The following is a 24,281-nucleotide window of genomic DNA, read 5'->3' as shown; positions in this document are numbered from 1 at the left end:
CATTTATCCGGCCCATCGTCCGGCATATGGAGGTCGTCATGCCGTCCAGGAACAGGATCGCTTATGCGTTCCTTGCGCCCTATCTCCTGATTTTCGCCACCTTCTGGGTCTGGCCGATCATCAGTTCGTTCATGCTGTCGTTCCAGAACACGCGGATTAATCCGTGGCGGTTTGCGCCTTCCATGAACTGGGGGCGGCTGGTTTCCGATCCGGCCTTTTATAATGCGCTTTATAATACGCTGATCATTCTGGTCATTCAGGTGCCCGTGATGATCGCGCTCGCCACCGTCATGGCGGTGCTGTTGAATTCGCCGCTCCTGAAGGCGCGGCCGCTTTATCGTTTTGCCTTTTTTGCGCCTGTCGTCGTTGGCGAGGTGGCCTATGCGGCTGTCTTCCGGCTGATGTTCAGCGCCGATTTCGGCATCATCAACAAGCTCATCACGTCCGTCGGCCTTTCGCCCATCTCGTGGTTCGACAATGCCAATGCGGCCATGGCGCTCGTCATCATCGCCGTCACCTGGCGCTGGGCGGGTTATAACGCCATCATCCTCCTCGCCGGGCTACAATCCATCCCCGGCGATGTCTATGAAGCGGCGACGCTGGACAAGGTCAGCAAGCGCCAGCAGTTCTTTTATATCACCCTGCCGTTGCTTAAACCCATCATCCTGTTCTGTGTCGTGCTCTCGGTGATCGGCACCATGCAGCTGTTTGCCGAACCCTTCCTCATCACCAACAGGGGCGGACCGGGCGGCGGCACGGAGACGCTGGGGCTGTTCCTTTATCGCCAGGGCTTTACCTCGCTCAATTTCGGTTATGCCTCGGCCATTGCCTATACCATGGCGGCGCTCGCCATCGCCATTTCGCTGCTTAATCTCTGGGTCGGGAGGGAGCCGAAATGAGATCGAAATCGAGATCGCTTTTCTGGCAGAAGATCGCGCTGCACGCGGCGCTGACACCGCTTGCCATCATCTGGCTGTTTCCGCTGTGGATGATGTTCGTGTTCTCGACCATGCCGGATTACGGCATTTTCAGCCCGGACATTGTTCTGGTGCCGTCCACCAACTTCGTCGAGAATTTCAACAATCTGCAGGCGGACACCAATTTCCTCAGGGCCATGTTCATCTCGATCACCGTCGCCGTCATTTACACCGTGCTTTCGGTGTTCCTGACGTCGATGGCCGGCTGGGCGCTGGCGCGTTATCGTTTTGCCGGACGCGGGGTGGTGATCGCCATCATTCTCGGCACCATCACTTTGCCTTTCGCCGTTGTCGTCATTCCGCAATTCATCATGGTGGCGCGGGAATTCAAGCTTGCCAACACCTGGGTGGCGCTGATCGTGCCGCCGCTGTTCAACTCGCTCGGCGTGCTGTTCATGCGGCAATCCTTCTCGATGATGCCGACCGAGCTTTTCGACGCGGCACGGGTGGAAGGCGTCAAGGAATGGCAGATATTCCTGCGCATCGCCCTGCCATTGGCGCGACCCACCATGGCGGCGCTGTCGATCATTCTCTTCCTGGCCTCGTGGAACAATTACCTCTGGCCGCTTCTCATCAATTCCCGCCCAGGAATGATGACCGCACCCGTGGCGCTTGGCACCCTCATCGGGCTCACCAAAGTGTCATGGGGCGGCATCATGGCCGGCGCGGTGCTGCTCACCGCACCCATCCTCGTGGTTTTCGTGGCTTTGCAGCGTCACTTCATCGCCGGCATTTCCGCCGGGGCAGTCAAGTAAGGGGGCCGCATGGCGGAACTTTCGCTCAACAACGTGGTCAAGCGTTACGGCGCGCTGGAAGTGATCCATGGCGCAAATCTGGAGGTAAAGGACGGGGAGTTCGTCGTTTTTGTCGGCCCGTCCGGCTGCGGCAAGTCCACGCTTCTCAGAATGATCGCCGGGCTGGAGGATATTTCCGGTGGCGATATCGTGATCGGCGGCAGGACGGTCAGTGATGCCGACCCGGCAGATCGCGGCATTGCCATGGTGTTCCAGTCCTATGCGCTTTATCCGCATATGACGGTGGCCGAAAACCTCTCTTTTGGCCTCCGGATGAACGGTAACCCCAAGGCCGATACGCAAAAGCGGGTCAACCGCGCGGCCGAAATTCTGCAGATCAACGAGTTGATGCAGCGCCGGCCGAAACAGCTTTCCGGCGGCCAGCGCCAGCGCGTCGCCATCGGCCGCGCCATCGTGCGCGAACCGCAGGTCTTCCTGTTCGACGAGCCGCTATCGAACCTCGATGCGGAATTGCGGGTGCAGATGCGCGTGGAAATCTCGCGCCTGCACAAGCAGCTCGGCACCACGATGATCTATGTGACGCATGACCAGACCGAGGCGATGACGCTGGCCGACAAGATCGTTGTGCTGCGGGCGGGCAATATCGAGCAGGTCGGCGCGCCGCTCGATCTCTATGACGATCCCGCCAACCGCTTCGTTGCCGGTTTCGTCGGTTCGCCGAAGATGAATTTTCTCGACGCCACCATCATCGGCAGCGGCGCCGACAGCGTCACGCTCGCTCTCGACAACGATCCTGCGGTGCGGCTGACTTTGCCGATAAAGGAACGCGTCAACGAGGGGGCCAAGGTCTCGCTTGGCATCCGGCCGGAGCATTTTGCCGATGCGGGCGGGGGCGATGCCGATCTCACCGTGCATGTCGATGTCGCCGAACATCTCGGCAATACCAGCTATGTCTATGCCCGAACCGAAGGCGGCGAGCAGCTGATCATCGAACGGCCGGAATCGCGCGATGTCGGCAATCGCGACCGGCTGACGGTCGGCCTTTCCGCCCGCCGGGCTTTCCTTTTCGACAGCAAGGGCGAACGCCTGCGCTGAACCCTTTCCCAAGCACTCAAGACTGATATGAAAGACGAGGATTTCATGACGACCGTACAACCGATCCGCTGGGGCATCATCGGCCCGGGCACCATCGCCAGAACCTTTGCTGACGGTATTGCCCATTCCCGCACCGGCAGGTTAGAGGCCATCGCCACCCGCAATCCGGACAAGCCCGGCCTTGCCGAAGCCTTTGCCGGCGCGCGCATTATCAAGGGTTACGATGCCCTGCTTGCCGATCCCGCTATCGATGCGGTCTATATCGCCACACCCCATACTGGCCATGCCGAATGGGCGATCAAGGCGATCCGGGCGGGTAAAAACGTGCTGGTGGAAAAACCCATCGCGCTTTCCGCCTATGATGCCGACGCCATTTTCCACGAGGCGAAAAAGGCGGGCGTCTTCGCGGGCGAGGCCTATATGTATCGCCTGCATCCGCAGACGGCGAAACTGCTGGAGCTGGTGAAAGCCCGCGCCGTCGGCGATATCCGCATCATCCGCTCCAGCTTCGGTTTCAACATGGGCTCGTTCCGGGCCGATCACCGGCTGTTCGCCAATGAAACGGCCGGCGGCGGCATTCTCGATGTCGGCGGTTATCCGGTTTCCATGGTGCGGATGATCGCCGGCGCCGTGGATGGAAAACCCTTCGCCGAACCGGAAAAGGTGGCGGGTGCGGCGCATCTCGGCCAGTCGGGCGTTGATGAATGGGCCTCGGCCGTGCTGAAATTCGCAAACGGCATTGTCGCGGAAGTCTCGTGCTCGATCATGGCGGCGCAAGACAATGTGCTGCGCATCATCGGCTCGGAAGGCCGTATCGAGGTCAAGGATTTCTGGTTCGCCGCCGGCCACAAGGGCGGCACCGGGCGGATCGATATCATCAGGGGCGACAAGGTGGAAACCATCGAGTTGCCGGAGGATCGCTGGCTTTATTCCTTCGAGGTGGATGCGGCCGGCGAGGCAATTCGCCAGGGCAGACACGAATTTGCGGCACCCGGCATGGCCTGGGCCGACAGCCTCGGCAATCTGCGTGTCATGGACCAATGGCGGGCTTCCGTCGGGCTGGAATACAGCATCGAAAAGGCGACATCGCGCATCGGAAATATCGCCGGTGGCAAGGTCGTTGCAGGAAATTCCGTTCCGAAGCGGCAGATACCGGGCCTTGCCAAGCCCGCTTCCGTGGTCGCGCTCGGTTTCGAATTCTTCCCCAATTTCGCCTCCGCATCCCTGACGCTCGATGCCTTTTACGAGGCGGGCGGCAATCTCTTCGATACGGCCTATGTTTATGGCGCAGGCAGGACCGAAGCGATTTTCGGCGACTGGCACACCAGCCGCAATGTGCCGCGTGAGGAGATCGTGCTGATCGGCAAGGGCGCACATTCACCGCTCTGCTATCCCGATATGATTACCAAACAGCTCGATCAGTCGCTGGAGCGGCTGAAGACGGATTATGTCGATGCCTATTTCATGCATCGCGATAATCCCGACGTGCCGGTCGGCGAATTTGTCGATGCCATGGATGCCGAAGTCCGGCGTGGGCGCATTCGCGGCATTTTCGGCGGCTCGAACTGGACGCGCGAGCGCATGGATGAGGCCGCGGCTTATGCGCAGAAGAACGGCAAGCAGGCGCCCGGCGCGCTTTCCAACAATTTCTCGCTTGCCGAAATGCTCGATCCCATCTGGGCAGGCTGCGTTGCGGCATCAGACGACGAGTGGAAGGCATGGCTGCAATCGCGCCAGATCCCCAATTTCGCCTGGTCCAGCCAGGGGCGCGGTTTCTTCACCGACCGGGCAGGGCGCGACAAGCATGACGATGAGGAAATCGTCCGCGTCTGGTATTCCGACCGCAACTTCGTACGCCGCGACCGGGCGATCGAGCTTGCGCAAAAACTCGGCCGCCACCCAATCCATATCGCGCTCGCTTATGTCATCGCCCAGCCTTTCCCGGTCATTCCGTTGATCGGGCCGCGCACGATTGCGGAGCTGGAAGACAGTCTTTCGGCGTTGGACATTGCGCTGACGCCCGAGCAGGTGAAGTGGCTGGAGGCGTGAAAGACAACGAGCGGCGGATTTATCCGCCGCTCGTTCGATAGGGCAACGCGTTGCGGCATATTTCTTCTCCCCGACGGGGAGAAGAAACAAGGGGCATCCGCTCGCTCCCACTGACGATTCTCAGGGTGGAGACATCATCTTCCACCTTCTTTCCTCTCCCGGCGACTGCTAAAGCGTAGGTTCACAAACCTGCCGCCAAACAATCACCGGGGTTCCCATGAGCGATATCGACCGAAGCCGTGCGCAGCAGCTGATGCGGGAGGCGGAGATTGATGCGCTGGTGCTGTTCCAGCCCGAAGCCTTCCGTTATGCGCTCGGTGCCCCTGCAGGCGTGGCGACGATGTGGGGCAAAGCGGGTTCCGCGATTGCGCTGGTGCCGGCAGATGCCGGGGCAGGGCTCGCCGCCGCCGTCAGCGATCATGCCGCCCCGCTCGTCAGGAAGGCCGCGCCGGATGTCGATCTGCGCTGCCATCGCATCTGGATCGATTTGGTCGATCTTTCGGGTGTGGAAACCGTCGCGCAGGTGGACGACGCCTATCGCCGCAACAATTCCGGTGGGCCGCGGCCGGAGACATTCGATCGCACCGCCTGTTTCGGCTTACTCTCCGATCTTTTGCGGGAGCGCGGACTGGCTGCGGCGCGCATTGGTGCCGATCTTGAATTCATGCCCGCTGCCGATTTTTCAGCGCTGCGGCAGGCGCTGCCCGAGGTGAACTGGGTTGATGGTTCGACGGTGCTGAAACGCCTGAGGGCGGTGAAGTCAGAACGCGAGATCAAACTTCTCAGGCAGGCGGCAGCAGCCGCCGAGGCAGGGTTGGTCGAGATGGCGGCCGCCGTCCGACCGGGAGCAGCCCTTGGTCAGCTCTCCGCCGCCTGGAAATCCGGTGCGCAGGCATATGCCGCGACATCCGGTTTTTCGCTGAGCGGGCATTGGGACTATATTTCCGTCGGTCCGGCCCTGTCGGATATGACGGCGGCGGTCACACCGGGCGCGCTGATCAAGGCCGATGTCGGCACGCTGGTCGACGGTTATTCCTCTGACGGTGCGCGGACTTTTTCGTGGGGGCCGGTCTCGGCTCTCGCTGGCGATATTTTCAGGGCGCTGGAGGTTGCCTTCGCCTGCGGGCTGGAAGCGATCCGCCCCGGCAACAGCTTTGGCGCGGTGCACGCGGCCATGCTGGCCTCGATGCGCAGGCAAGGTTTCGGCGAATATTATCGCGGTCATTTCGGCCATTCCGTCGGCGGCGGCGTGGGTATCGAGGAATGGCCGTTCTTTTCCCATGACAATCCGGAAATCATCCTTCCCGGCATGGTGGTCGCACTCGAAGCGCCCTTCTATGGCGAAGGGCTGGGCGCGCTGATGATCGAGGATCAGTTCCTCGTCACATCGTCAGGTGCGGAGTGCATGAACAGCCTGCCACGCACTCTCAGGGATCTATCACGGTAGTGACGGCCTGCCGCCGTTCCTGCCTTTAGAGAAAGTCGTCGCGACGCGGGGTGAAGCAGTCGATCAGCTCACCCTCTTCCAGACACAGGCAGCCATGCTCGATATGGCCGGGAACGACGAGGCTGTCGCCTTTCTGCAGGTCATAGGCTTCACCATCGCGGTAAAAGCGGAAGCTGCCGCTGGCGACATAGGTGGACTGCACATGCGGATGGCTGTGCAGCTTGCCTTCGGCCCCGGTCTTGAAGCGGAAGGAGACCACCATCAGTTCCGGCGCTTCGGAAAGCACGGTGCGCTCCACGCCATCGTCGGGGGAAACGGTGGGGAAGGTCGGAAGCTGCTGCATATCGTTCTCCTCAGTCATGCAATACGGTTTAAACGGGCAATTTCAGCGCGGCGCGCGCAGCATGGAGCGATAACGCGTCTGGCTGCTTTTCAGGTGGCTGCGCATGGCGCTGCGCGCCGCCTCCTCGTCGCCGTCCTGTATCGCGATCAGGATCGCTTCGTGTTCACCGACGAGCCGGGCGAGATCGGCGGGCGAAAGCACGGTTTCCGTGCCGTTTTCGGCCACGGCGCGGCGCGGAATGAGGGTAGGGCCGAGCACCTGCAGAAACTCGCTGAAGCGGGGATTATTGGTGGCTTCGGCAATGGCGAGATGGAAGGCGAAATCGGCCTCCGCTGTCGGCACGCCCCTGGTGGCGCTGGCGCGGAAGGCATCGAAGGCCTCGATGATCTTTTCCTCCTGCGCCGGCGAGCGGCGAATGGCTGCAAGACCGGCGGCGTCACCTTCCACGGCGGTGCGCAATTCCAGCATTTCGATCAGCGAGGATACGCGCGCAAGATCGACATTGTGGAAGGGACGCCGCTCAGTGGGTGCGGGTTCCAGTACGAAAACGCCCGCGCCCTGACGTGGCTCGACCAGACCGTCGGAGCGCAGCGAAGCAATCGCCTCCCGCACCACGGTACGGCTGACCCCGAATTCCTGCGTCATCTGCGCTTCGGAAGGCAGGCGTTCGCCCGTCTTGTAACGACCCTTGGCGATCTGGCTGCGGAGTTCCTCCGAAACCTTCACCACAAGCGTTCTGCCTTGTGGAGCTGCCGGTTCGGAGCTTGTCGCTTTTGTCATCTTGGTCGCCGTTCTAAAAAATGTCGGTTGCGTGCACCGTTCCTCGATACGTCATTCGCGGCCTGGCATGCAATCCCGCCTTTTTAGCGGGAAGGGTCCGTGCGACATTTCACGTCTCCTTGAAGATCGGGTTGTCGACAAACACGCCACCCTGAAAGCGGACTACCGCGTCGTTCGGGTCCGGTTTGGGGGCGGTCCGCGCAATGTGCTCCCGGAAGGTCTCGGCATTGTCCTTCGGTTTCCACCCAAGAAAGCCGAGATGCGAATTGTCCCACCAGCCTGCATCATTGGCCGACGCGCCCCAGACGACCGGGCAGCCGAGAACGGGTGCGCGGAATGCCGCCTTGATCAGCGAGACGAAATCGTCATGCGAAAACCAGGTGGACAGCATGCGGTAATTGTTGGGTTCCGGCGTGCAGGAGCCGATGCGGACAAGCGCCGTCTCCTGTCCGAATTTCTCGAAATACATGCGGGCAAGGCTTTCGCCGAAACATTTGGATACGCCGTAAAGCCCGTCAGGGCGGAAGGGAACATCCGGACCGAGCCTCTCCGTCTGCGCGTAATAACCGATCGTGTGGTTCGAGCTGGCGAAGATGATGCGCGGCTGGCCGTGGGCGCGGGCGGCCTCATAGAGATTGTAAAGCCCGATGATGTTGCCCTGAAGGATTTGTTCGAAGGGCTTTTCCACGGATATGCCGCCCAGATGCACGATACCGTCGCAACCGGCCACCATCGCATCGACGGCTGCCGCATCGGCCAGATCGCATTGCATGCATTCCTCGTTCGGGCCGGCCGGATCGAGCGGGGCGAGATCGGCAAGGCGAATGGTCTCGGCCATCGATGCAAGGCGTTTGCGCATGACGCGGCCAAGCTGGCCCGCAGCACCGGTAACAAGAAGCCGTTTCATTGCCATTCTCCCTCAGCGTTGCACGTCCCTGGCGTGGTCGAGATATGCCTATGCCTCTTGACCTTGTCATACAGATCGTACAAAAAGCGGATAACATATATTATGTGCCATACGCAACAATCATGAAGGATGAGTTTGATGTTGACCGTCGAAACAAGGCAGGCCGTGAACCCGGAATATGCAAAAACGCTGGATACCGAAGGGCTCCGCCGGCATTTCCTCGCCAACGACATGTTTCGTTCTGGCGAAATCAGGCTGATTTATACCCATTACGACCGGTTCGTCATGGGTGGCGCGGTGCCCGATGGTGCGCCGCTGACGCTGGACAAGGTGGAAGAAACCAAGACGCCGTCCTTCCTCGATCGTCGCGAAATGGGCATCGTCAATATCGGCGAGAGCGGCACGGTCAGCGCCGGCGGCGAGACCTATACCCTCAATCGCGGCGATGTGCTTTATCTCGGGGCAGGCAGCGGCGCGGTGACCTTTGACGGGGCAGGGCGATTCTACATCACCTCCTGCCCGGCGCATCGCAGCCTGCCGGCAAAGCTCGTGACACTGGCCAACAGCAAGGAGGTCAAGCTCGGCGCGACCGAAACCTCCAACAAGCGCACCATCAACCAGTTCATCCACCCGCTGGTCATGGAAAGCTGCCAGCTGGTGCTGGGCTATACGACGCTGGAGGATGGTTCGGTCTGGAACACGATTCCCTCGCATATTCATGACCGCCGCATGGAGGCCTATCTCTATTTCGGCATGGATGAGAAGTCGCGCGTGCTGCATCTGATGGGTGAGCCGCAGGAGACCCGCCATCTGTTCATTTCGAATGAAGAGGGTGCGATTTCCCCGCCCTGGTCCATCCATTCCGGCGCCGGCATCGGTTCTTACACCTTTATCTGGGCCATGGCGGGAGACAATGTCGATTACACCGACATGGACTTCATCCAGCCGGGAGACCTGAAATGAAGAATCCCTTTTCGCTTCAGGGGCGTAAGGCGCTCGTCACCGGCGCGAATACGGGGCTTGGCCAGGCGATTGCGGTGGGGCTCGCCGCTGCCGGCGCGGAGGTGGTCTGCGCCGCCCGCCGCGCACCGGATGAAACGCTGGAGATGATCGCCAGGGACGGCGGCAAGGCCAGCGCATTGTCTATCGATTTTGCCGATCCGCTGGCGGCGAAGGACAGTTTTGCCGACGCCGGTTTCGATATCCTCGTCAACAATGCGGGCATCATCCGCCGCGCCGATTCCGTCGAGTTTTCCGAACTCGACTGGGATGAGGTGATGGACGTCAATCTCAAAGCGCTGTTTTTCACCACCCAGGCTTTTGCGAAAGAGCTGCTGGCCAAAGGCAAGTCCGGCAAGGTGGTCAATATCGCTTCGCTCCTCTCCTTTCAGGGCGGCATTCGCGTGCCGTCCTATACGGCGGCGAAACATGGCGTCGCCGGCCTCACCAAGCTTCTGGCGAATGAGTGGGCGGCAAAGGGCATCAATGTGAATGCGATTGCGCCCGGTTACATCGAAACCAACAATACCGAGGCGCTACGCGCGGATGCCGCCCGCAACAAGGCCATTCTCGAGCGTATTCCGGCCGGCCGCTGGGGCCATTCAGACGACATAGCCGGGGCGGCGGTTTTCCTTGCCTCGCCGGCGGCGGATTATGTGCATGGCGCCATTCTCAATGTCGATGGCGGCTGGCTGGCGCGCTGATCTGTTACAGATTTCAACAATTCATCATACAACATGTATGATGAATTGTTGACAAGCATGCGGCAACCGGGTTAGGTGGCTTCCAGTCAATGAATTTGCAAAGGAATACCAAACATGAACCCTGAACAAATCAAGGCGGCGCTCGGCTCCGGCCTCTTGTCTTTCCCGGTCACCCATTTCGATGCCGAGGGTCGTTTTGCGGCCGATAGCTACAGGGCGCATGTCGAATGGCTCGCCGGTTACAAAGCGCCGGTGCTGTTTGCCGCCGGCGGTACTGGCGAGTTCTTCTCGCTGAAGCCGGATGAAATCCCCACCATCGTTTCCGCCGCCAAGGAAGTGGCCGGCGAAACCGCCATTGTTTCCGGCTGCGGTTACGGCACCGAGATCGCCGTCGATATCGCCCGCTCGGTCGAAAAGGTCGGCGCGGACGGCATCCTGCTTCTGCCGCATTATCTCATCGATGCGCCGCAGGAAGGCCTTTACGCCCATATCAAGAAGGTGTGTCAGTCGGTTGGCATCGGCGTCATGGTTTATAACCGCGACAATTCCGTGCTGCAGGCCGATACGCTGGCGCGTCTCTGCGACGAATGCCCGAACCTCGTCGGCTTCAAGGACGGCACCGGCGATATCGGCCTCGTGCGCCAGATCACCGCCAAGATGGGCGACCGCCTGATGTATCTCGGCGGCATGCCGACGGCGGAACTGTTTGCCGAAGCCTATCTCGGCGCCGGTTTCACCACCTATTCCTCGGCGGTCTTCAACTTCGTGCCGGGCCTTGCCAATGAGTTCTACGCCGCCCTGCGCGCCGGCGAACGCGCCACCTGCGAACGTATCCTGACGGAATTCTTCTATCCGTTCATGGCGATCCGTAACCGCGCCAAGGGTTATGCCGTCTCCGCCGTCAAGGCCGGCGTTCGCCTGCAGGGCTTCAATGCCGGTCCGGTGCGCGCGCCGCTGAAGGACCTGACCAATGAGGAAATCGGCATGCTCGACGCCCTGATCGGTACGCACAAGCGCAAAGCCTGATTGGGAGGCCTGATCGAGACAAGCGGGAGGGGAGCCATGAAGATCACAGCGGTGCGCACGCATCTGCTCGAACACCGGCTGGACACGCCGTTCGAAAGCGCATCCATGCGTTTTGATCGCCGCGCCCATATTCTGGTGGAAATCGAATGCGACGACGGAACCGTCGGCTGGGGCGAATGCCTCGGCCCGGCGCGGCCCAACGCCGCCGTGGTTCAGGCTTACTCAGGCTGGCTTATCGGCCAGGACCCGCGCCAGACCGAAAAGATCTGGGCCGTGCTTTATAACGCCCTGCGCGATCAGGGCCAGCGCGGCCTCAGCCTCACCGCCTTGTCCGGCATCGATATCGCGCTGTGGGACATCAAGGGCAAGCATTATGGCGCTTCCATCTCCATGCTGCTCGGCGGGCGCTGGCGCGAAAGCGTGAGGGCCTATGCCACTGGCAGCTTCAAGCGCGATGGCGTCGACCGCGTGTCGGACAATGCGTCCGAGATGGCGGAGCGCCGGGCGGAGGGCTTTCATGCCTGCAAGATCAAGATCGGCTTCGGCATTGAGGAAGACCTCCGCGTCATCGCCGCCGTGCGCGAGGCGATTGGGCCGGATATGCGGCTGATGATCGACGCCAATCACGGCTACACCGTCACCGAAGCCATCGCGCTCGGCAACCGCGCCGCCGACTATGGTATCGACTGGTTCGAGGAGCCGGTGGTTCCCGAACAGCTCGATGCCTATGCCCGGGTTCGGGCCGGCCAGCCGATACCGGTTGCGGGCGGCGAGACCTGGCACGGGCGTTATGGCATGTGGCAGGCGCTTTCCGCCGGCGCCGTGGATATTCTCCAGCCCGATCTCTGCGGCTGCGGCGGTTTTTCCGAAACGCAGAAGATCGCGGCGCTCGCCACGCTGCACGGCGTGCGCATCGTGCCGCATGTCTGGGGCACCGGCGTACAGATTGCAGCAGCCCTGCAATTCATGGCGGCGATGACGCCCGATCCGGTGCGGGTCAATCCCGTCGAGCCGATCATGGAATTCGACCGCACCTATAATCCGTTCCGGCAGGCCGTGCTGAGCGAGCCGATAGAGGCGGTAAACGGCGTCGTCACGATCCCGAACGGCCCCGGCCTCGGAATAGAGATCAACCGCGACGCATTGCTTGAATTCAGGATGCCAGACCCGTGAGCGAACTTGTCAGAAAACTGAGCGGCACAGCGCCCCGGCCCGCTTTCCCGAAAGGCGCCGTCGATACGCAGATGCATCTCTATCTGCGCCACTATCCCGCCCTGCCGGGTGGACCGGGCCTGCCGCCGGGCGCTCTGCCCGGACCGGAGGATTATCGAAGCCTCATGCGATGGCTCGGCATCGACCGGGTCATCATCACCCAGGGCAACGCCCATCAGCGCGATAACGGCAACACGCTCGCCTGTGTCGCGGAAATGGGCGAGGCGGCCCGGGCGGTGGTCATCATCGATGCCGCAACGACCGAAAAGGACATGGAAAAGCTTGCCGCCGCAGGCGCCGTCGGTGCGCGTATCATGGATTTGCCGGGCGGCGCGGTAAACCTGTCCGAGCTGGAAGCCGTGGACGAGCGCGCGCATGCGGCCGACTGGATGGTGGCGGTGCAATTCGACGGCAATACGCTGCTCGATCACCTGCCGCGCCTTCAGAACATCCGCTCGCGCTGGGTGTTCGATCACCACGGCAAGTTCTTCAAGGGCATCAGAACCGATGGCCCGGAAATGGCGGCGCTTCTGAAGCTCATCGACTGCGGCAATCTCTGGTTCAAATTCGCCGGCGTCTACGAAAGTTCGCGCGAGATCTGGCCCTATGAGGACGTCGCCGCCTTTTCGCGGGTGATTGCCGCCCATGCGCCGGAGCGCATCGTCTGGGGCACCAACTGGCCGCATAATTCCATCCGCGAGACTGCGGCCTATCCCGACGATGCCCGCCTTGCGGAACTCATACTCGGCTGGCTGCCGGATGAAGCGGCGCGCCACCGCGCGCTGGTGGAAAACCCGGAAGCGCTGTTCAAGCTGCCGCCAGTCACGGCGGCATAGGTCAATCCGGGATGGCTGGGGAAGGGAGGTCCCCATCATCCTTTTAAAGTGAAAGGTCTTTGCATGCCGGCCCGGATGGGCGTGAAAAATCGGTCCGATAGCCTTGGAGGGGCTGGATCGTTTCAACAATGGAGGAGGAAAGCATGAAAAAGATTGCAAGCATGATGTGCGTCGCGATGGGGATCGCGCTCGCCGGTGTTTCCGCCAAGGCGCAGGAAATCACCCTGCGTTCGGCCGATATTCATCCCGACGGTTATCCGACGGTCGAAGCGGTGAAATATATGGGCGAGCTTCTGGCCGAGCGCAGCAAGGGCCGCATCAAGATACAGGTCATGAACAATTCCGTTCTCGGCGGCGAGAAGGATACCATCGAGCAGACCCGCTTCGGCGTCATCGACATGAACCGCGTCAATGCCGCGCCCTTCAACAATCTGGTCAAGGAAACCACCGTCCTCGGCCTGCCTTTCCTGTTCCGCTCGACGGAACACATGCACAACACGGTCGACGGCCCGATCGGCGATGAGGTTCTGGCGGCCTTCGAACCGCACGGCCTCATCGGTCTCGCCTTTTACGATTCCGGCGCGCGGTCTTTTTACACCACCAAAAAGCCCATCGAAAAACTCGCGGACCTGAAGGGCCTGAAAATCCGCGTGCAGCAGTCGGATCTGTGGATTTCGATGATGCAGGCCTTTGGCGCCAACCCGACGCCGATGCCGATGGGCGAGGTCTATTCCTCGCTTGAAACCGGTGTCGTCGACGGTGCGGAAAACAACTGGCCCTCTTACGAATCCGCCCGTCACTACGAGGTTGCGAAGAACTATTCGCTCACGGAACATTCGCTCAACCCGGAAATCCTCGTCATTTCCAAGGTCTCTTACGACAAGCTCTCTCCGGAAGATCAGAAGCTGTTGCGTCAGGCGGCCAAGGATTCCGTCGGCAAGATGCGTGAACTCTGGAGCGCCCGCGAAAAGGCATCGGAAGAAAAGGTCCGCGCCGGCGGCGTCAACGTCATCAAGGTCGACAAGGAGGAATTCGCTGCCGCGATGGGTCCCGTCTACGACAAGTTCGTCACCGATCCGAAGATGAAAGACCTTCTGGAGCGGGTGAAAGCGGTCAAGTAATGCGCGGAAAACCGGCCCTGGGAACAGGGCCGGTTTTCTTTTGTCGCCGTTGACGCGGAGGAACAGACAATGCGAAATTTCATGCGGGCCATTCGCCCCTTTCTCGGCGCGCTCAGCCACGCGTCGCTTTATATTGCCGGTATCGGCATGATCGCCATGACGCTTATCGTCGGCTGGCAGGTCTTTGCGCGGTATATTCTGAACGATTCACCCAGCTGGTCGGAGCCGCTGTCGCTGCATCTCATGTCATGGTTCATCATGCTGGGGGCGGCCGTTGGCGTGCGCGAAAGCGTGCATCTGGGGCTGGATATCCTGCGCTACATGATGCCACCACGCGTGCAGAAGGGAATGGACCTTACCAGCCTTGCCCTGATCTTTTTCTTCGGCGCCGGCATGGCCTGGTATGGCACATCGCTTTCCATGGGCACATGGACGGCGACGATCCCGGTTCTCGGCTGGCCGGGCGGCACGGATTTCTTCCCGCTGATCGGCGGCGGTTTCCTCATCGCGCTGTTTGCGGCTGAACGTTTCGTCGATCTCGCCATTGGCGAGGAGATTGCGGCCGATGTGATCGTGCAGGAGGCAGCGTAGATGGCTTATACCATTCTCTTCGGGGTCTTCACCCTGCTGATGCTGATCGGCACGCCGATAGCATTTTGCCTCGGCATCGCCTCTTTCGCCACGGTTCTTTATCTCGGCCTGCCGCCCATTGTCGTGTTTCAGCAGATGAATTCCGGCATGAACGTGTTTGCGATGATGGCGATACCGTTTTTCATCTTCGCCGGCGACCTGATGGTGCGCGGCGGCATCGCCCATCGCCTGATCCGCTTCGCGGCGGGTCTCGTGGGACACCTGCGCGGCGGTCTCGGCCAGGTCAACATCGTGGCCTCGACGCTGTTCGGCGGCATTTCCGGCTCGGCCGTGGCCGATGCCTCGGCCGTCGGCGGGCTGATGATACCGCAAATGGCCAAGCGCGGTTATGACAGGGACTATGCGGTCAATGTCACGGTCAATGCGGCCATCATCGCGCTGATGATACCGCCGTCGCATAACATGATCCTTTATTCGATTGCGGCGGGCGGCAATGTTTCGGTGGCCGATCTCTTCACCGCTGGCATCGTTCCGGGTTTCCTGCTTGCAGCGGCGCTGATGGTGACGGCCTATATCGTCGCCCGGCGCAAGGGTTATCCTTCCGAGCCGTTCCCGGGCTTCTCGAAGCTGATGTATTATCTCCTGGCCTCGTTCCCCGGGATCCTGTTGATCGGCATCATCTTCGGCGGTGTGCGTTCGGGCATCTTCACCGCGACGGAAAGTTCCTGCATCGCGGTTCTCTATGCCTTCCTCGTTGCGATGCTGGTCTATCGCGAGCTGGACTGGAGTGGTTTCGTGGAGGCGGTGATGGGTGCGGTGCGCACGACGGCCATGGTTCTGCTGGTCATCGGCACGGCGGCGTCCTTCGGCTGGCTGATGGCCTTCCTGCAGGTGCAGACGCTGATGATTGCCGCAATCAGCGCGATTTCGGACAATCCGATCATCGTGCTGCTCGTCATCAATGTCATCCTGCTGCTGCTCGGCACCTTCATGGATATGGCGCCGATGGTCATCATCTCCACGCCGGTGCTTCTGCCCGTGGTGAAGGCCTTCGGCATCGACCCCGTGCATTTCGGCGTCGTGATGATCCTGAACGCCGGTATCGGGCTCAACACGCCGCCGGTCGGAACGGTGCTTTTCGTCGGCTGCGCGGTCGGCGGCATATCGATACGGGAAGCGATGGGGACGATCTGGCCGTTCTTCGGAGCCAGCATCGCGGTGCTGCTTGCCGTCACCTATATTCCGTCGCTGTCCCTGTGGTTGCCGTCACTGTTCCGGTAATTCCAGCGCTCTCAAACGAGAAGGCCCCGTTATGCCGGGGCCTTTTCCGTTTCAGTGGCAAGCAGCCTCTGCTGTTCGTGTTCGTCAAAGGCCATGAGATTGCCGTGCCGGCTGCGGCGTATGCGGTTCATATGGTCGCGCGGGCTCAACCCCAATGTCCGTTTGAACATGCGTGAGAAATAATAGGGGTCGCCATAGCCCACTTCGGCGGCCGCTGCCGTAACCGAAAGCCCCGCCTCGAGAAAATGCATGGCGCGCTCCATGCGTTTGAACTCCTGATATTTACGCGGCGTCCGTCCGACGCGTTTCTGGAATTCGCGCAGAAAATAATCGCGATTATAGGGAGCCGCTTCGGTCGCCCGGCCGGCAATGTCGGGGTCGAGCGGATTGGCCGAAATCATGGTGATCGCCTTCATTACCGCGAGGTCGAGGCCTTCCGTGCCCTCCGGCTGGAAACTCGGTCGGTCCACCCATCCGATGAAGGCATCGTCGATGAAGGCGATCAGAAGCACCATGAAAAGATGATGCTGGCCAAGTGTGACGGAGGAGGGCGGGGCGCTCTGCCGGTAGTGGCGCACCAGCGGTTCCAAGAGCGGCCAGCGGCTCAGCTTCACTTTCGGCTTCAGGTCCATCTGCGCGATCAGGTTGTGGCGGCCGTAAATATCCAGCGTGAAATGCTGCGCCACCCCGCGATAGGTGACGGCCTGCTCGTTCCAGCCGACAAAGCGCTGCCCCCGGAAAATCAGCATGGCGTCACCCGGTTCCAGCACCCGCGCCTCGCCATCGACGAGATAATGCCCGCGCCCTTCCAGGCAGATGATGAGATCGTCCACCTGGTTGGATTTGTCGATCTGCCAGGTGCGCGAATGCTCCATCTTGATCGTTGCGCGCGTCAGGTTGAGGTTGAGCGCCGCAGGCGGAACGGACGACAGAATGCCACCTTCGATTTCGTCCATCTTTTTCCTCGTCTTTGTTAATTCACCTTGGCGCGGAAATTTGGTTTTGTCACCGCATAAATTGCTTTTACGCGCCGTATCAATGAGGGAGGAGATCGGTCGCGGCGAGAAATTGCGCCATCACGCGCCCACCGCCGGCCGTTCCGGGAGAATCACTTGTACGAAATTGTATTCTGTCATTCGCGTTCCACCGGGACGCGGGGAGGAGCATTATGAAATCTCAGCGCTTCCTCGGGCTGGGATATCTGACGCCTTATATCGTCGGGCTTTTGGTCTTCACGGCCATCCCGTTTCTCGGCTCGCTCTATCTCAGCTTCACCCGTTACGACCTGATGAGCGATCCCAGCTGGGCGGGGCTGGCCAATTACGAGCGGCTGTTCACCCGCGACCGCACCTTCATGAAATCGCTGAACGTTACCCTGTTCTACGTGTTCTTGACGGTGCCGCTGAAGCTTGCCTTCGCATTGTTCATTGCGGCCATACTCAATTACAAGCTGCAATTCATCAACTTCTTCCGCACCGCCTTTTACGTGCCGTCCATTCTCGGCGGCTCCATCGCGATTGCGGTGCTGTGGCGTTATATCTTTGCAAGCGAGGGGCTTGCCAATATGGCGCTGGCCGCCATCGGCCTGTCGCCGGTGGACTGGTTCGGCGATCCCGGCAATGCGCTTTTCACCATCACGCTGCTGCGCTGCTGGCAGTTCGGTTCGGCCATGGTGATCTTTCTCGCGGCCCTGCAATCCATCGACAAGTCGCTTTACGAGGCGGCGGCCATCGATGGCGCGGGCAAGGTGAGAACATTCTTCTTCATCACGCTGCCGTTGCTGACGCCGGTGATCTTCTTCAACCTCATCATGCAGATGGTTCAGGCATTCCAGGAGTTCAACGGGCCTTACATCATCACCCAGGGCGGGCCGTTGAAGTCCACTTATCTCTTGCCTCTTTATATCTATGACGAGGCCTTCAAGAAGTTCAACATGGGCTATGCCTCCGCCATCGCCTGGGTGCTCTTCACCATCATCACCGTGCTGACCCTCGTGGCCTTCTGGTCGTCGAAGAAGTGGGTCTATTACGCCGGCGACAAGCGGAACTGATGCCATGACCGATATCGCAACCCTGAACGACATGCAGGCGGCCCGCCGGGCGCGGCTCAGGCTCGTCTCCACTTCGGTCCGCTACGTGCTTCTCTTCGCGGTCGGCCTCATCATGCTCTACCCGCTGATCTGGCTGGTGGGCGCAAGCTTCAAGACCAATTCGGAAATCTTCTCCGGCGCCGGCTTCATTCCTGAAAACCCGACGCTGGACGGCTATATTCGCGGCTGGGAAACCTCGACGCCCTATACGTTCGGCCGGTTCTTCTGGAATTCGTTCCTGATCATCCTGCCGAAAGTCATCGGTACGGCGATTTCCTGCACCATGGCGGCCTATGCCTTCGCACGCTTCGATTTTCCGCTGAAGAAAATCCTGTTCGGCTCGGTCATCGCCATCCTGCTGCTGCCCAATGTCGTTACCCGCATTCCGCAATATATCCTGTTTCGCGATCTCGGCTGGCTGGACAGTTTCCTGCCGCTCTGGGTGCCGTCCGCGCTCGCCGGCGATGCCTTCTTCGTTTTCATGCTGGTGCAGTTCCTGCGCTCGCTGCCATCGGACATGGAAGAGGCCGCCCGTGTGGATGGCGCCAACAGCCTGCAGACGCTGATTTACATCGTCGTGCCGATGCTGGCGCCGGCACTGATCTCGGTTTGCCTGTTCCAGTTCATGTGGACGATGAACGATTTCCTCGGGCCGCTGATCTACCTGTCCTCGGTCGACAAATATCCGGTGAGCCTCGCGCTCAAACTCTCCATCGACACCACCGAAGCCTTCGAATGGAACCGCATCCTGGCGATGTCGGTGCTGACGATCGCACCTGCGCTGATCGTGTTCTTTGCGGCGCAACGGTATTTCATTGAAGGGATCTCGTCTGGCGGGGTCAAGGGCTGAAAATGGCAAGCGTTCAACTTAAAAATCTCGAAAAAATCTATGGCGGCAGCTTCAAGGCCGTGCACGGCATCAATCTCGATGTCGAGGATGGTGAGTTCATGGTGTTCGTCGGCCCTTCCGGCTGCGCCAAATCCACGACGCTGCGCATGGTGGCGGGGCTGGAGGAAATCACCGGCGGTGAAATCCTGATCGGCGACCAGCGCGTCAACGACCTCCCACCCGGCAAGCGCTCCATCGCCATGGTGTTCCAGAATTATGCGCTTTATCCGCATATGAAGGTGCGCGGCAATCTCGCCTTCGGCCTGAAGATCGCCGGTGTCGCCAGGCCAGAGATCGAAAAGGCAATCGACAATGTCGCGCGCATTCTCGAAATCGAGCCGCTGCTCGACCGTCTGCCGAAGCAGCTCTCCGGCGGGCAGGCGCAGCGCGTGGCGCTTGGCCGCGCGCTCATCAAGAAGCCCGGCGTGTTCCTGTTCGATGAGCCGCTGTCCAATCTCGACGCCAAGCTGCGCGCCTCCATGCGGGTGCGCATCACCGATCTGCACCGTCAGCTGAAGGCGGAAGGCCTGTCCTCGACGGTCATTTACGTTACCCATGACCAGACGGAGGCCATGACCATGGGTGACCGTATCTGCGTCATGCAGGCGGGCCGCATCATGCAGGTCGCGACGCCGAAGGAGCTTTACAACCATCCCGCCAATCTCTTCGTCGCCGGCTTTATCGGCACGCCGGAAATGAACCTGGTGGATGTGGCAATCGACGGCGCTGAGTTCGTCATCGCCGGCCAGCGCCTGCCCATCGGTGCGCATCTGGAGCAACGGCTATCGGCGAGACCGGCAGACGCCGTCATCGGTATCCGCCCGCAGCATCTTTCGCTGGCGGGAGAAGCCGATGGCCCGGCTCTACAGGCGAAACTCACCAATGCGGAATTCATGGGCCACGAGGTCTATCTGCACGCCGATCTCGGCGGCCAGAAGGTCGTCAGCGTCGTTGGCGCGGCCGAATTCGAGGCGCTTGGGCGCGACGGCATCCTGCGGCTGAAGCCGGACCCGGAGAAGTTACATATTTTCGACAAGGCCGATGGTCGCAACGTCTCGCTATGAGGAGGGGACGGGCGTGCCTGATTTTTCGAGGAGGAGAAGAACAATGAAGACGATGACAAGAATGATGGCGATGCTCGCCGGTGCCGCTTATGTGGCGATGGCAACCGCTCCGGCGGCAGGTGCTGCGGAACTGCGCATGTCGTGGTGGGGCGGCGAAAGCCGTCATGTCGCCACCCAGAAGGCAATTGCCGCCTGCGGCGAGAAATACGGCCACACGGTGAAGGGCGAATTCACCGGCTTCGACGGCTATCTGGAAAAGCTCACAACGCAGATGGCCGGCAAGACGGAGGCCGATATCGTTCAGGTCAACTGGCCGTGGCTGCCGCTGTTTTCCAAGAACGGCGAAGGTTTTGCCGATCTGCGCCAGCTGAAGCCGCTCGATCTTTCGCAATGGGCCGAGAGCGATCTGGACGCCGGTTCGATGAACGGCGTGCTGCAGGGGCTTTCCGTTTCCACCACCGGCCGCGTCTTCTTCTTCAACGCCACCACCTTCGAAAAAGCCGGCGTTGAAATTCCGAAGACCTGGGACGAGTTTTTCGCGGCAACCAAGACCATCAAGGAAAAGCTCGGCAAGGACTATTACACCTTCAATGCCGTGAAGGAGACTGCTCAGCTTCTGGTGACACTGGCTGTCGTGCAGAAGACCGGCAAGGATCTGGTCGACCCCAAGACCAACCGTGTGGCCTGGACGCCGGAGGAGCTGGCCGAGGGTATCTCTTTCGTCGGCAAGCTGGTCGAAACCGGCTCCATCCGCTCCCAGAAAGAGGAAGCGGCCGACGGTAACGTCAATCTCTATGAGAAGCCGTCCTGGTCGGAAGGCCGGATTGCCGGCTCCTATGAATGGGATTCGACCTATTCGAAATATGCCGATCCGCTCAAGGAAGGGCAGGTTCTGAAACCGTTCCCGATGCTGAAGCTTGCCGATGCTGTGACCGAAGGCGTCTATCGCAAGCCTTCCATGGTGTTTTCGATCTCGAAAAACTCGAAGAACCCGGAAGCGGCAGCGCAAATTCTGAACTGCCTGCTGAACGAACCGGAAGGCATCGATGCGCTCGGCACCTCACGCGGTCTGCCCGCCTCGAAGGCTGCGGCGGCGCGTCTGGGCGACAAGGGCGAGCCGGAAGTGCGGGCCGCCAACGCCATCGTCATGGCGGCATCGGGACCGGTGGTATCGCCCTTCAACGAACATCCTGAAATCCGCTCGGGCTTCATCGACACGCTTGAGGAATATGCCTATGGCCAGCTGACGGCGGAAGAGGCGGCCGAGCAGATCATCGATACGACCAACGATGTTCTCGCCAAATTCGATTGACGACAATGGCCTGCCGCCGCCTGCATGGCGGCAGGCTCCCTATCCGGCTGCCGAATGATGTGAGGCGTGTCCGCCAAGGGTTTGGCCGGACGGGCACCAAAGACGAGAAAAGAGCATGAACGAACCCCTTATCATCGCGTCTTCGGCGCGAACGGCAGCGCTTTGCCTTGCCGCTCCCGGCGCTCGCTATTTCCTTCCGTCCAAAACGGCATGGCGTCTGACGTCGGCGGATGGCGACGAGCGGCGCGGCGAAACCGCGACCGTCGTGACGCTGCTTCATGATCTCTTCCCGGATACGCGCTATGTCTTCGAAGCGGAAGGGTTCGGACAGCTGGCGTTCAGAACCGCCCCCTGTGCCGGGCTTGTCGAGGCCGCGGAATTTTCCCTGATGCCGGATGTTACGCTCGATGATGAAGAGGGTGCGCGCGCCAATGCGCAGGCGCTGGAAAGGGCCGTGGCTGCGGTGCCGCAGGGCGGCACGTTGCGTCTCGGAGCCGGTCTCTGGACGGCCTTTCCCGTACGCCTCAAAAGCAACATGACCTTCCACCTTGCCGAAGGAGCCGTGCTGCGTGCGCCCTCCACCCGCAGGGGCTGGCCGATCCTGCCTGCCCGCGATGAGGCTGGACGCATGCTCGGAAGCTGGGAAGGCTTGCCGGATGCCTGTTTTGCCGCACCGGTTCACGCCATCGCGGCAGATAATCTCGTCATCGAGGGCAGGGGCGTTCTCGATGGTTCGGGCGACAGCGGCGATTGGTGGAGCTGGCCGAAAGAAACCCGCGACGGCGCGCGCCGGCCACGCGGCCTGCATCTCGTTTCCTGCCGGAAGACAAACCTGCTCGGTTTCACCATCCGAAACGCCGCCTCCTGGACGATCCACCCGCAGGGCTGCGAAGACTTGATCGCCGCCGGCCTCAGCATCGTCGCACCGCATGACAGCCCGAATACCGATGGTTTCAACCCGGAAAGCTGCCGTAACGTCACGATATCAGGCGTGCGCTTTTCCGTCGGCGACGATTGCATCGCGGTGAAGGCGGGAAAGCGCGGCCACGATGGCGAGGGCGATCATCTCGCGGAAACGCGCGGCGTTCGGGTGCGCCATTGCCTGATGCAGCGCGGCCATGGCGGGCTGGTGATCGGTTCGGAAATGTCCGGCGGTGTGCATGACGTGGCGGTTGAGGATTGCGACATGGTCGGCACGGATCGCGGCCTGCGCCTCAAGACAAGGCGCGGGCGGGGCGGAACAGTCAGCAACATCGCCATGCGCCGGGTGCTGCTGGATGGCGTGCAGACCGCGCTTTCCGCCAATGCCCATTACCATTGCGATGCCGATGGACATGACGACTGGGTGCAGTCGCGAAACCCGGCGCCGGTCGATGGCGGCACGCCCTTTATCGACGGCATTACGGTGGATGACGTCGAAATCCGCAATCTCTCCCATGCGGCCGGCGCTTTTTTAGGCCTTCCCGAAGCGCCCATCCGCAACGTCGCCATCCGCAATCTCACCATCGTCTCGCGCGATCCGTCGGCCATCGCGACGCCGCCGATCATGGCCGACCGGGTGCGTCCCATGCGCCATGAGGCGATTGTTTTCGAGCAGGCGCATATAGTCTGCGATAATCCCGCCCTGCTGAGCGATGCTTCCGTTTCCATTGTGTCAGATTCCGATTGAGAAAACCGATGAAAGCCACTGAATATTTTGATCAATTCTCCAGTCGCTATAAACATTACAAGGGCGGAAGCTGGTGTTACGAGGATGGATGCGTTTATCGCGGCCTGCAGCAGCTGTTCGAGGCGACCGGCGAGGCGCGGTGGAACGATCATCTGCATCGTCTCGCCGATGCACAGATAGCGCCAGACGGCACGCTCGCCGGTTACGATCCGCAGGAATATAATATCGACCATATCCTCGCCGGCCGTGTCCTCTTTCCCCTTGCTGCGGAAACGGGCGATCCGCGTTACCTCGCTGCGGCGGAGCATCTCGCGGGGCAACTGCGCAGCCATCCGCGCATCGCATCGGGAAATTACTGGCACAAGAAGCGTTATCCGCATCAGGTCTGGCTGGACGGGCTTTACATGGGGCTTCCTTTCCAGATCGAATATGCGCAGGCGACGGGCCGGGCGGAACTGATCGACGATGCGCTGCGGCAGTTTTCAGCGGCGCTTGCGGCGACGGAGGATAGCGGCGGGCTCTATGCCCATGGTTACGACGACAGCCGCAGCCAGCGCTGGGCCGATCCGCAAAACGGCAAGTCTCCCGCCATATGGGCGCGCGCGGTGGGCTGGCTCGCCATGGCGCTGGTGGATGCGCTCACCATCCTGCCGGAGGACGGCGCGACGGCGGCGCTTCGCAACAAGACGCGGTTGCTTCTGGCCGGCATCATCGCACGGCAGACCGAGACGGGGCTCTGGATGCAGGTTCTCGACAATCCGGGCCTTGCGGGCAATTACGAGGAAACATCCGCCTCGGCCATGTTTGCCTATGCCTTGCTGCACGCAGTGCGGTTGAAGCTCGTGCAGGGCGAAGAGGCGAATGTCGCCCTTTCGGCGGGTCGCCGCGCGCTTGAGGCGCTTCTGGAAACCCGGCTGAAAGCCGATGAAGAGGGCGTGATCCGCCTCACCGGCATCGTGCATGTCGCGGGCCTTGGCGGCTTTGAGGGCAATTATCGCGATGGAACGCCGAAATATTATCTGACCGAGCCGGTGGTGTCCGACGATGCCAAGGGCGTCGGGCCGCTGATGATGGCCTATGCCGAAAGCCTGCTTCTGGCCAAACCGCAGACGCAGGCTGTTTCAGCGGCGTGACG

Annotated in this window: 23 protein-coding genes; 19 read left to right on the top strand and 4 right to left on the bottom strand. The window is 60.9% G+C overall.

The window, feature by feature from the left end; genetic code table 11:
* Positions 1-38: 38 nt before the first annotated feature.
* The 5 genes from O3W47_RS00575 to O3W47_RS00555 all read left to right on the top strand — a co-directional run bounded on the left by O3W47_RS00575 (position 39) and on the right by O3W47_RS00555 (position 6,323).
* Positions 39-899, top strand: a complete 861-nt coding sequence (locus tag O3W47_RS00575; protein WP_269312686.1) for a carbohydrate ABC transporter permease — start codon at positions 39-41, stop codon at positions 897-899.
* Positions 896-1,732 carry a carbohydrate ABC transporter permease gene (locus tag O3W47_RS00570; protein WP_046800394.1) on the top strand — a complete coding sequence of 279 codons (837 nt, stop codon included), beginning with the start codon at positions 896-898 and terminating at the stop codon, positions 1,730-1,732. Before O3W47_RS00575 ends, O3W47_RS00570 begins: the two co-directional genes overlap by 4 nt.
* Positions 1,733-1,741: 9 nt before the next feature.
* Complete coding sequence (locus tag O3W47_RS00565; RefSeq protein ID WP_269312685.1) at positions 1,742-2,827, top strand: ABC transporter ATP-binding protein; 1,086 nt, start codon at positions 1,742-1,744, stop codon at positions 2,825-2,827.
* Positions 2,828-2,872: 45 nt separating this feature from the next.
* Positions 2,873-4,876 carry an aldo/keto reductase gene (locus tag O3W47_RS00560; protein ID WP_269312684.1) on the top strand — a complete coding sequence of 668 codons (2,004 nt, stop codon included), beginning with the start codon at positions 2,873-2,875 and terminating at the stop codon, positions 4,874-4,876.
* A gap of 217 nt (positions 4,877-5,093) precedes the next feature.
* Entirely contained in the window at positions 5,094-6,323 is a 1,230-nt protein-coding gene (locus O3W47_RS00555) for a M24 family metallopeptidase (RefSeq protein ID WP_269312683.1), read from the top strand.
* 25 nt (positions 6,324-6,348) lie between these two features.
* Here O3W47_RS00555 and O3W47_RS00550 read toward each other — a convergent pair whose 3' ends face one another.
* The 3 genes from O3W47_RS00550 to O3W47_RS00540 form a co-directional block, all read right to left on the bottom strand.
* Entirely contained in the window at positions 6,349-6,666 is a 318-nt protein-coding gene (locus O3W47_RS00550) for a cupin domain-containing protein (RefSeq protein WP_003499912.1), read from the bottom strand.
* 42 nt (positions 6,667-6,708) lie between these two features.
* Complete coding sequence (locus O3W47_RS00545; protein ID WP_127757487.1) at positions 6,709-7,446, bottom strand: FadR/GntR family transcriptional regulator; 738 nt, start codon at positions 7,444-7,446, stop codon at positions 6,709-6,711.
* A gap of 109 nt (positions 7,447-7,555) precedes the next feature.
* Complete coding sequence (locus O3W47_RS00540; RefSeq protein WP_269312682.1) at positions 7,556-8,353, bottom strand: NAD-dependent epimerase/dehydratase family protein; 798 nt, start codon at positions 8,351-8,353, stop codon at positions 7,556-7,558.
* Between the two features lie 138 nt (positions 8,354-8,491).
* Here O3W47_RS00540 and kduI point away from each other — a divergent pair, with 138 nt between their 5' ends.
* From kduI to O3W47_RS00500, 8 genes are all read left to right on the top strand, one after another.
* Positions 8,492-9,316, top strand: coding sequence for a 5-dehydro-4-deoxy-D-glucuronate isomerase (gene kduI, locus O3W47_RS00535; RefSeq protein WP_269312681.1), 825 nt, complete (start codon positions 8,492-8,494; stop codon positions 9,314-9,316).
* Positions 9,313-10,056 carry a 2-dehydro-3-deoxy-D-gluconate 5-dehydrogenase KduD gene (kduD, locus tag O3W47_RS00530; RefSeq protein WP_269312680.1) on the top strand — a complete coding sequence of 248 codons (744 nt, stop codon included), beginning with the start codon at positions 9,313-9,315 and terminating at the stop codon, positions 10,054-10,056. The genes kduI and kduD overlap by 4 nt, the downstream gene beginning before the upstream one ends.
* Positions 10,057-10,170: 114 nt before the next feature.
* Entirely contained in the window at positions 10,171-11,082 is a 912-nt protein-coding gene (gene kdgD, locus O3W47_RS00525; protein WP_080820781.1) for a 5-dehydro-4-deoxyglucarate dehydratase, read from the top strand.
* Between the two features lie 36 nt (positions 11,083-11,118).
* Complete coding sequence (locus tag O3W47_RS00520) at positions 11,119-12,255, top strand: D-galactarolactone cycloisomerase (RefSeq protein ID WP_269312679.1); 1,137 nt, start codon at positions 11,119-11,121, stop codon at positions 12,253-12,255.
* Positions 12,252-13,130, top strand: coding sequence for an amidohydrolase family protein (locus tag O3W47_RS00515; RefSeq protein ID WP_269312678.1), 879 nt, complete (start codon positions 12,252-12,254; stop codon positions 13,128-13,130). The genes O3W47_RS00520 and O3W47_RS00515 overlap by 4 nt, the downstream gene beginning before the upstream one ends.
* A gap of 143 nt (positions 13,131-13,273) precedes the next feature.
* Positions 13,274-14,251, top strand: coding sequence for a TRAP transporter substrate-binding protein (locus O3W47_RS00510; protein ID WP_127757493.1), 978 nt, complete (start codon positions 13,274-13,276; stop codon positions 14,249-14,251).
* A 69-nt stretch (positions 14,252-14,320) separates the two neighbouring features.
* Complete coding sequence (locus O3W47_RS00505) at positions 14,321-14,842, top strand: TRAP transporter small permease (protein ID WP_003522682.1); 522 nt, start codon at positions 14,321-14,323, stop codon at positions 14,840-14,842.
* Positions 14,843-16,123: a TRAP transporter large permease gene (locus tag O3W47_RS00500; protein ID WP_269312677.1), complete on the top strand. Its 1,281-nt coding sequence runs from the start codon at positions 14,843-14,845 to the stop codon at positions 16,121-16,123.
* 29 nt (positions 16,124-16,152) lie between these two features.
* Here O3W47_RS00500 and O3W47_RS00495 read toward each other — a convergent pair whose 3' ends face one another.
* The gene (locus O3W47_RS00495) at positions 16,153-17,079 is read right to left on the bottom strand and encodes an AraC family transcriptional regulator (protein WP_269312676.1); all 927 of its coding nucleotides are present in this window, start codon (positions 17,077-17,079) and stop codon (positions 16,153-16,155) included.
* Between the two features lie 212 nt (positions 17,080-17,291).
* On the opposite strand from O3W47_RS00495, the gene O3W47_RS00490 reads away from it, so the two are divergent.
* From O3W47_RS00490 to O3W47_RS00465, 6 genes are all read left to right on the top strand, one after another.
* On the top strand, positions 17,292-18,173 hold the full coding sequence (locus O3W47_RS00490) for a carbohydrate ABC transporter permease (RefSeq protein WP_020812253.1): 882 nt from the start codon (positions 17,292-17,294) through the stop codon (positions 18,171-18,173).
* Positions 18,174-18,177: 4 nt separating this feature from the next.
* Positions 18,178-19,062 carry a carbohydrate ABC transporter permease gene (locus O3W47_RS00485; protein ID WP_059757080.1) on the top strand — a complete coding sequence of 295 codons (885 nt, stop codon included), beginning with the start codon at positions 18,178-18,180 and terminating at the stop codon, positions 19,060-19,062.
* A gap of 2 nt (positions 19,063-19,064) precedes the next feature.
* Positions 19,065-20,165: an ABC transporter ATP-binding protein gene (locus tag O3W47_RS00480; protein WP_269312675.1), complete on the top strand. Its 1,101-nt coding sequence runs from the start codon at positions 19,065-19,067 to the stop codon at positions 20,163-20,165.
* Between the two features lie 43 nt (positions 20,166-20,208).
* On the top strand, positions 20,209-21,477 hold the full coding sequence (locus O3W47_RS00475; RefSeq protein ID WP_065656160.1) for an ABC transporter substrate-binding protein: 1,269 nt from the start codon (positions 20,209-20,211) through the stop codon (positions 21,475-21,477).
* A 115-nt stretch (positions 21,478-21,592) separates the two neighbouring features.
* Entirely contained in the window at positions 21,593-23,146 is a 1,554-nt protein-coding gene (pglA, locus tag O3W47_RS00470; protein ID WP_269312674.1) for a polygalacturonase PglA, read from the top strand.
* An 8-nt stretch (positions 23,147-23,154) separates the two neighbouring features.
* On the top strand, positions 23,155-24,279 hold the full coding sequence (locus tag O3W47_RS00465; protein WP_269312673.1) for a glycoside hydrolase family 88/105 protein: 1,125 nt from the start codon (positions 23,155-23,157) through the stop codon (positions 24,277-24,279).
* Positions 24,280-24,281 lie beyond the last annotated feature (2 nt).

The organism is Agrobacterium sp. LMR679 (genome assembly GCF_027157905.1).
Taxonomy (GTDB): Bacteria; Pseudomonadota; Alphaproteobacteria; order Rhizobiales; family Rhizobiaceae; genus Agrobacterium; species Agrobacterium leguminum.
Note: the sequence above shows the minus strand (reverse complement) of the source record. Positions and strands in the feature narration are given on the sequence as shown.

Coding starts and splice junctions, on each gene's coding strand:
- O3W47_RS00510 (WP_127757493.1), top strand. CDS start 13,274: ATGAAAAAGATTGCAAGCATGATGTGCGTCGCGATGGGGATCGCGCTC.
- O3W47_RS00540 (WP_269312682.1), bottom strand. CDS start 8,353: ATGAAACGGCTTCTTGTTACCGGTGCTGCGGGCCAGCTTGGCCGCGTC.
- O3W47_RS00560 (WP_269312684.1), top strand. CDS start 2,873: ATGACGACCGTACAACCGATCCGCTGGGGCATCATCGGCCCGGGCACC.
- O3W47_RS00575 (WP_269312686.1), top strand. CDS start 39: ATGCCGTCCAGGAACAGGATCGCTTATGCGTTCCTTGCGCCCTATCTC.
- O3W47_RS00555 (WP_269312683.1), top strand. CDS start 5,094: ATGAGCGATATCGACCGAAGCCGTGCGCAGCAGCTGATGCGGGAGGCG.
- kdgD (WP_080820781.1), top strand. CDS start 10,171: ATGAACCCTGAACAAATCAAGGCGGCGCTCGGCTCCGGCCTCTTGTCT.
- O3W47_RS00495 (WP_269312676.1), bottom strand. CDS start 17,079: ATGGACGAAATCGAAGGTGGCATTCTGTCGTCCGTTCCGCCTGCGGCG.
- kduD (WP_269312680.1), top strand. CDS start 9,313: ATGAAGAATCCCTTTTCGCTTCAGGGGCGTAAGGCGCTCGTCACCGGC.
- O3W47_RS00465 (WP_269312673.1), top strand. CDS start 23,155: ATGAAAGCCACTGAATATTTTGATCAATTCTCCAGTCGCTATAAACAT.
- pglA (WP_269312674.1), top strand. CDS start 21,593: ATGAACGAACCCCTTATCATCGCGTCTTCGGCGCGAACGGCAGCGCTT.
- O3W47_RS00475 (WP_065656160.1), top strand. CDS start 20,209: ATGAAGACGATGACAAGAATGATGGCGATGCTCGCCGGTGCCGCTTAT.
- O3W47_RS00550 (WP_003499912.1), bottom strand. CDS start 6,666: ATGCAGCAGCTTCCGACCTTCCCCACCGTTTCCCCCGACGATGGCGTG.
- O3W47_RS00485 (WP_059757080.1), top strand. CDS start 18,178: ATGACCGATATCGCAACCCTGAACGACATGCAGGCGGCCCGCCGGGCG.
- O3W47_RS00545 (WP_127757487.1), bottom strand. CDS start 7,446: ATGACAAAAGCGACAAGCTCCGAACCGGCAGCTCCACAAGGCAGAACG.
- O3W47_RS00500 (WP_269312677.1), top strand. CDS start 14,843: ATGGCTTATACCATTCTCTTCGGGGTCTTCACCCTGCTGATGCTGATC.
- O3W47_RS00520 (WP_269312679.1), top strand. CDS start 11,119: ATGAAGATCACAGCGGTGCGCACGCATCTGCTCGAACACCGGCTGGAC.
- O3W47_RS00490 (WP_020812253.1), top strand. CDS start 17,292: ATGAAATCTCAGCGCTTCCTCGGGCTGGGATATCTGACGCCTTATATC.
- O3W47_RS00570 (WP_046800394.1), top strand. CDS start 896: ATGAGATCGAAATCGAGATCGCTTTTCTGGCAGAAGATCGCGCTGCAC.
- kduI (WP_269312681.1), top strand. CDS start 8,492: ATGTTGACCGTCGAAACAAGGCAGGCCGTGAACCCGGAATATGCAAAA.
- O3W47_RS00505 (WP_003522682.1), top strand. CDS start 14,321: ATGCGAAATTTCATGCGGGCCATTCGCCCCTTTCTCGGCGCGCTCAGC.
- O3W47_RS00565 (WP_269312685.1), top strand. CDS start 1,742: ATGGCGGAACTTTCGCTCAACAACGTGGTCAAGCGTTACGGCGCGCTG.
- O3W47_RS00480 (WP_269312675.1), top strand. CDS start 19,065: ATGGCAAGCGTTCAACTTAAAAATCTCGAAAAAATCTATGGCGGCAGC.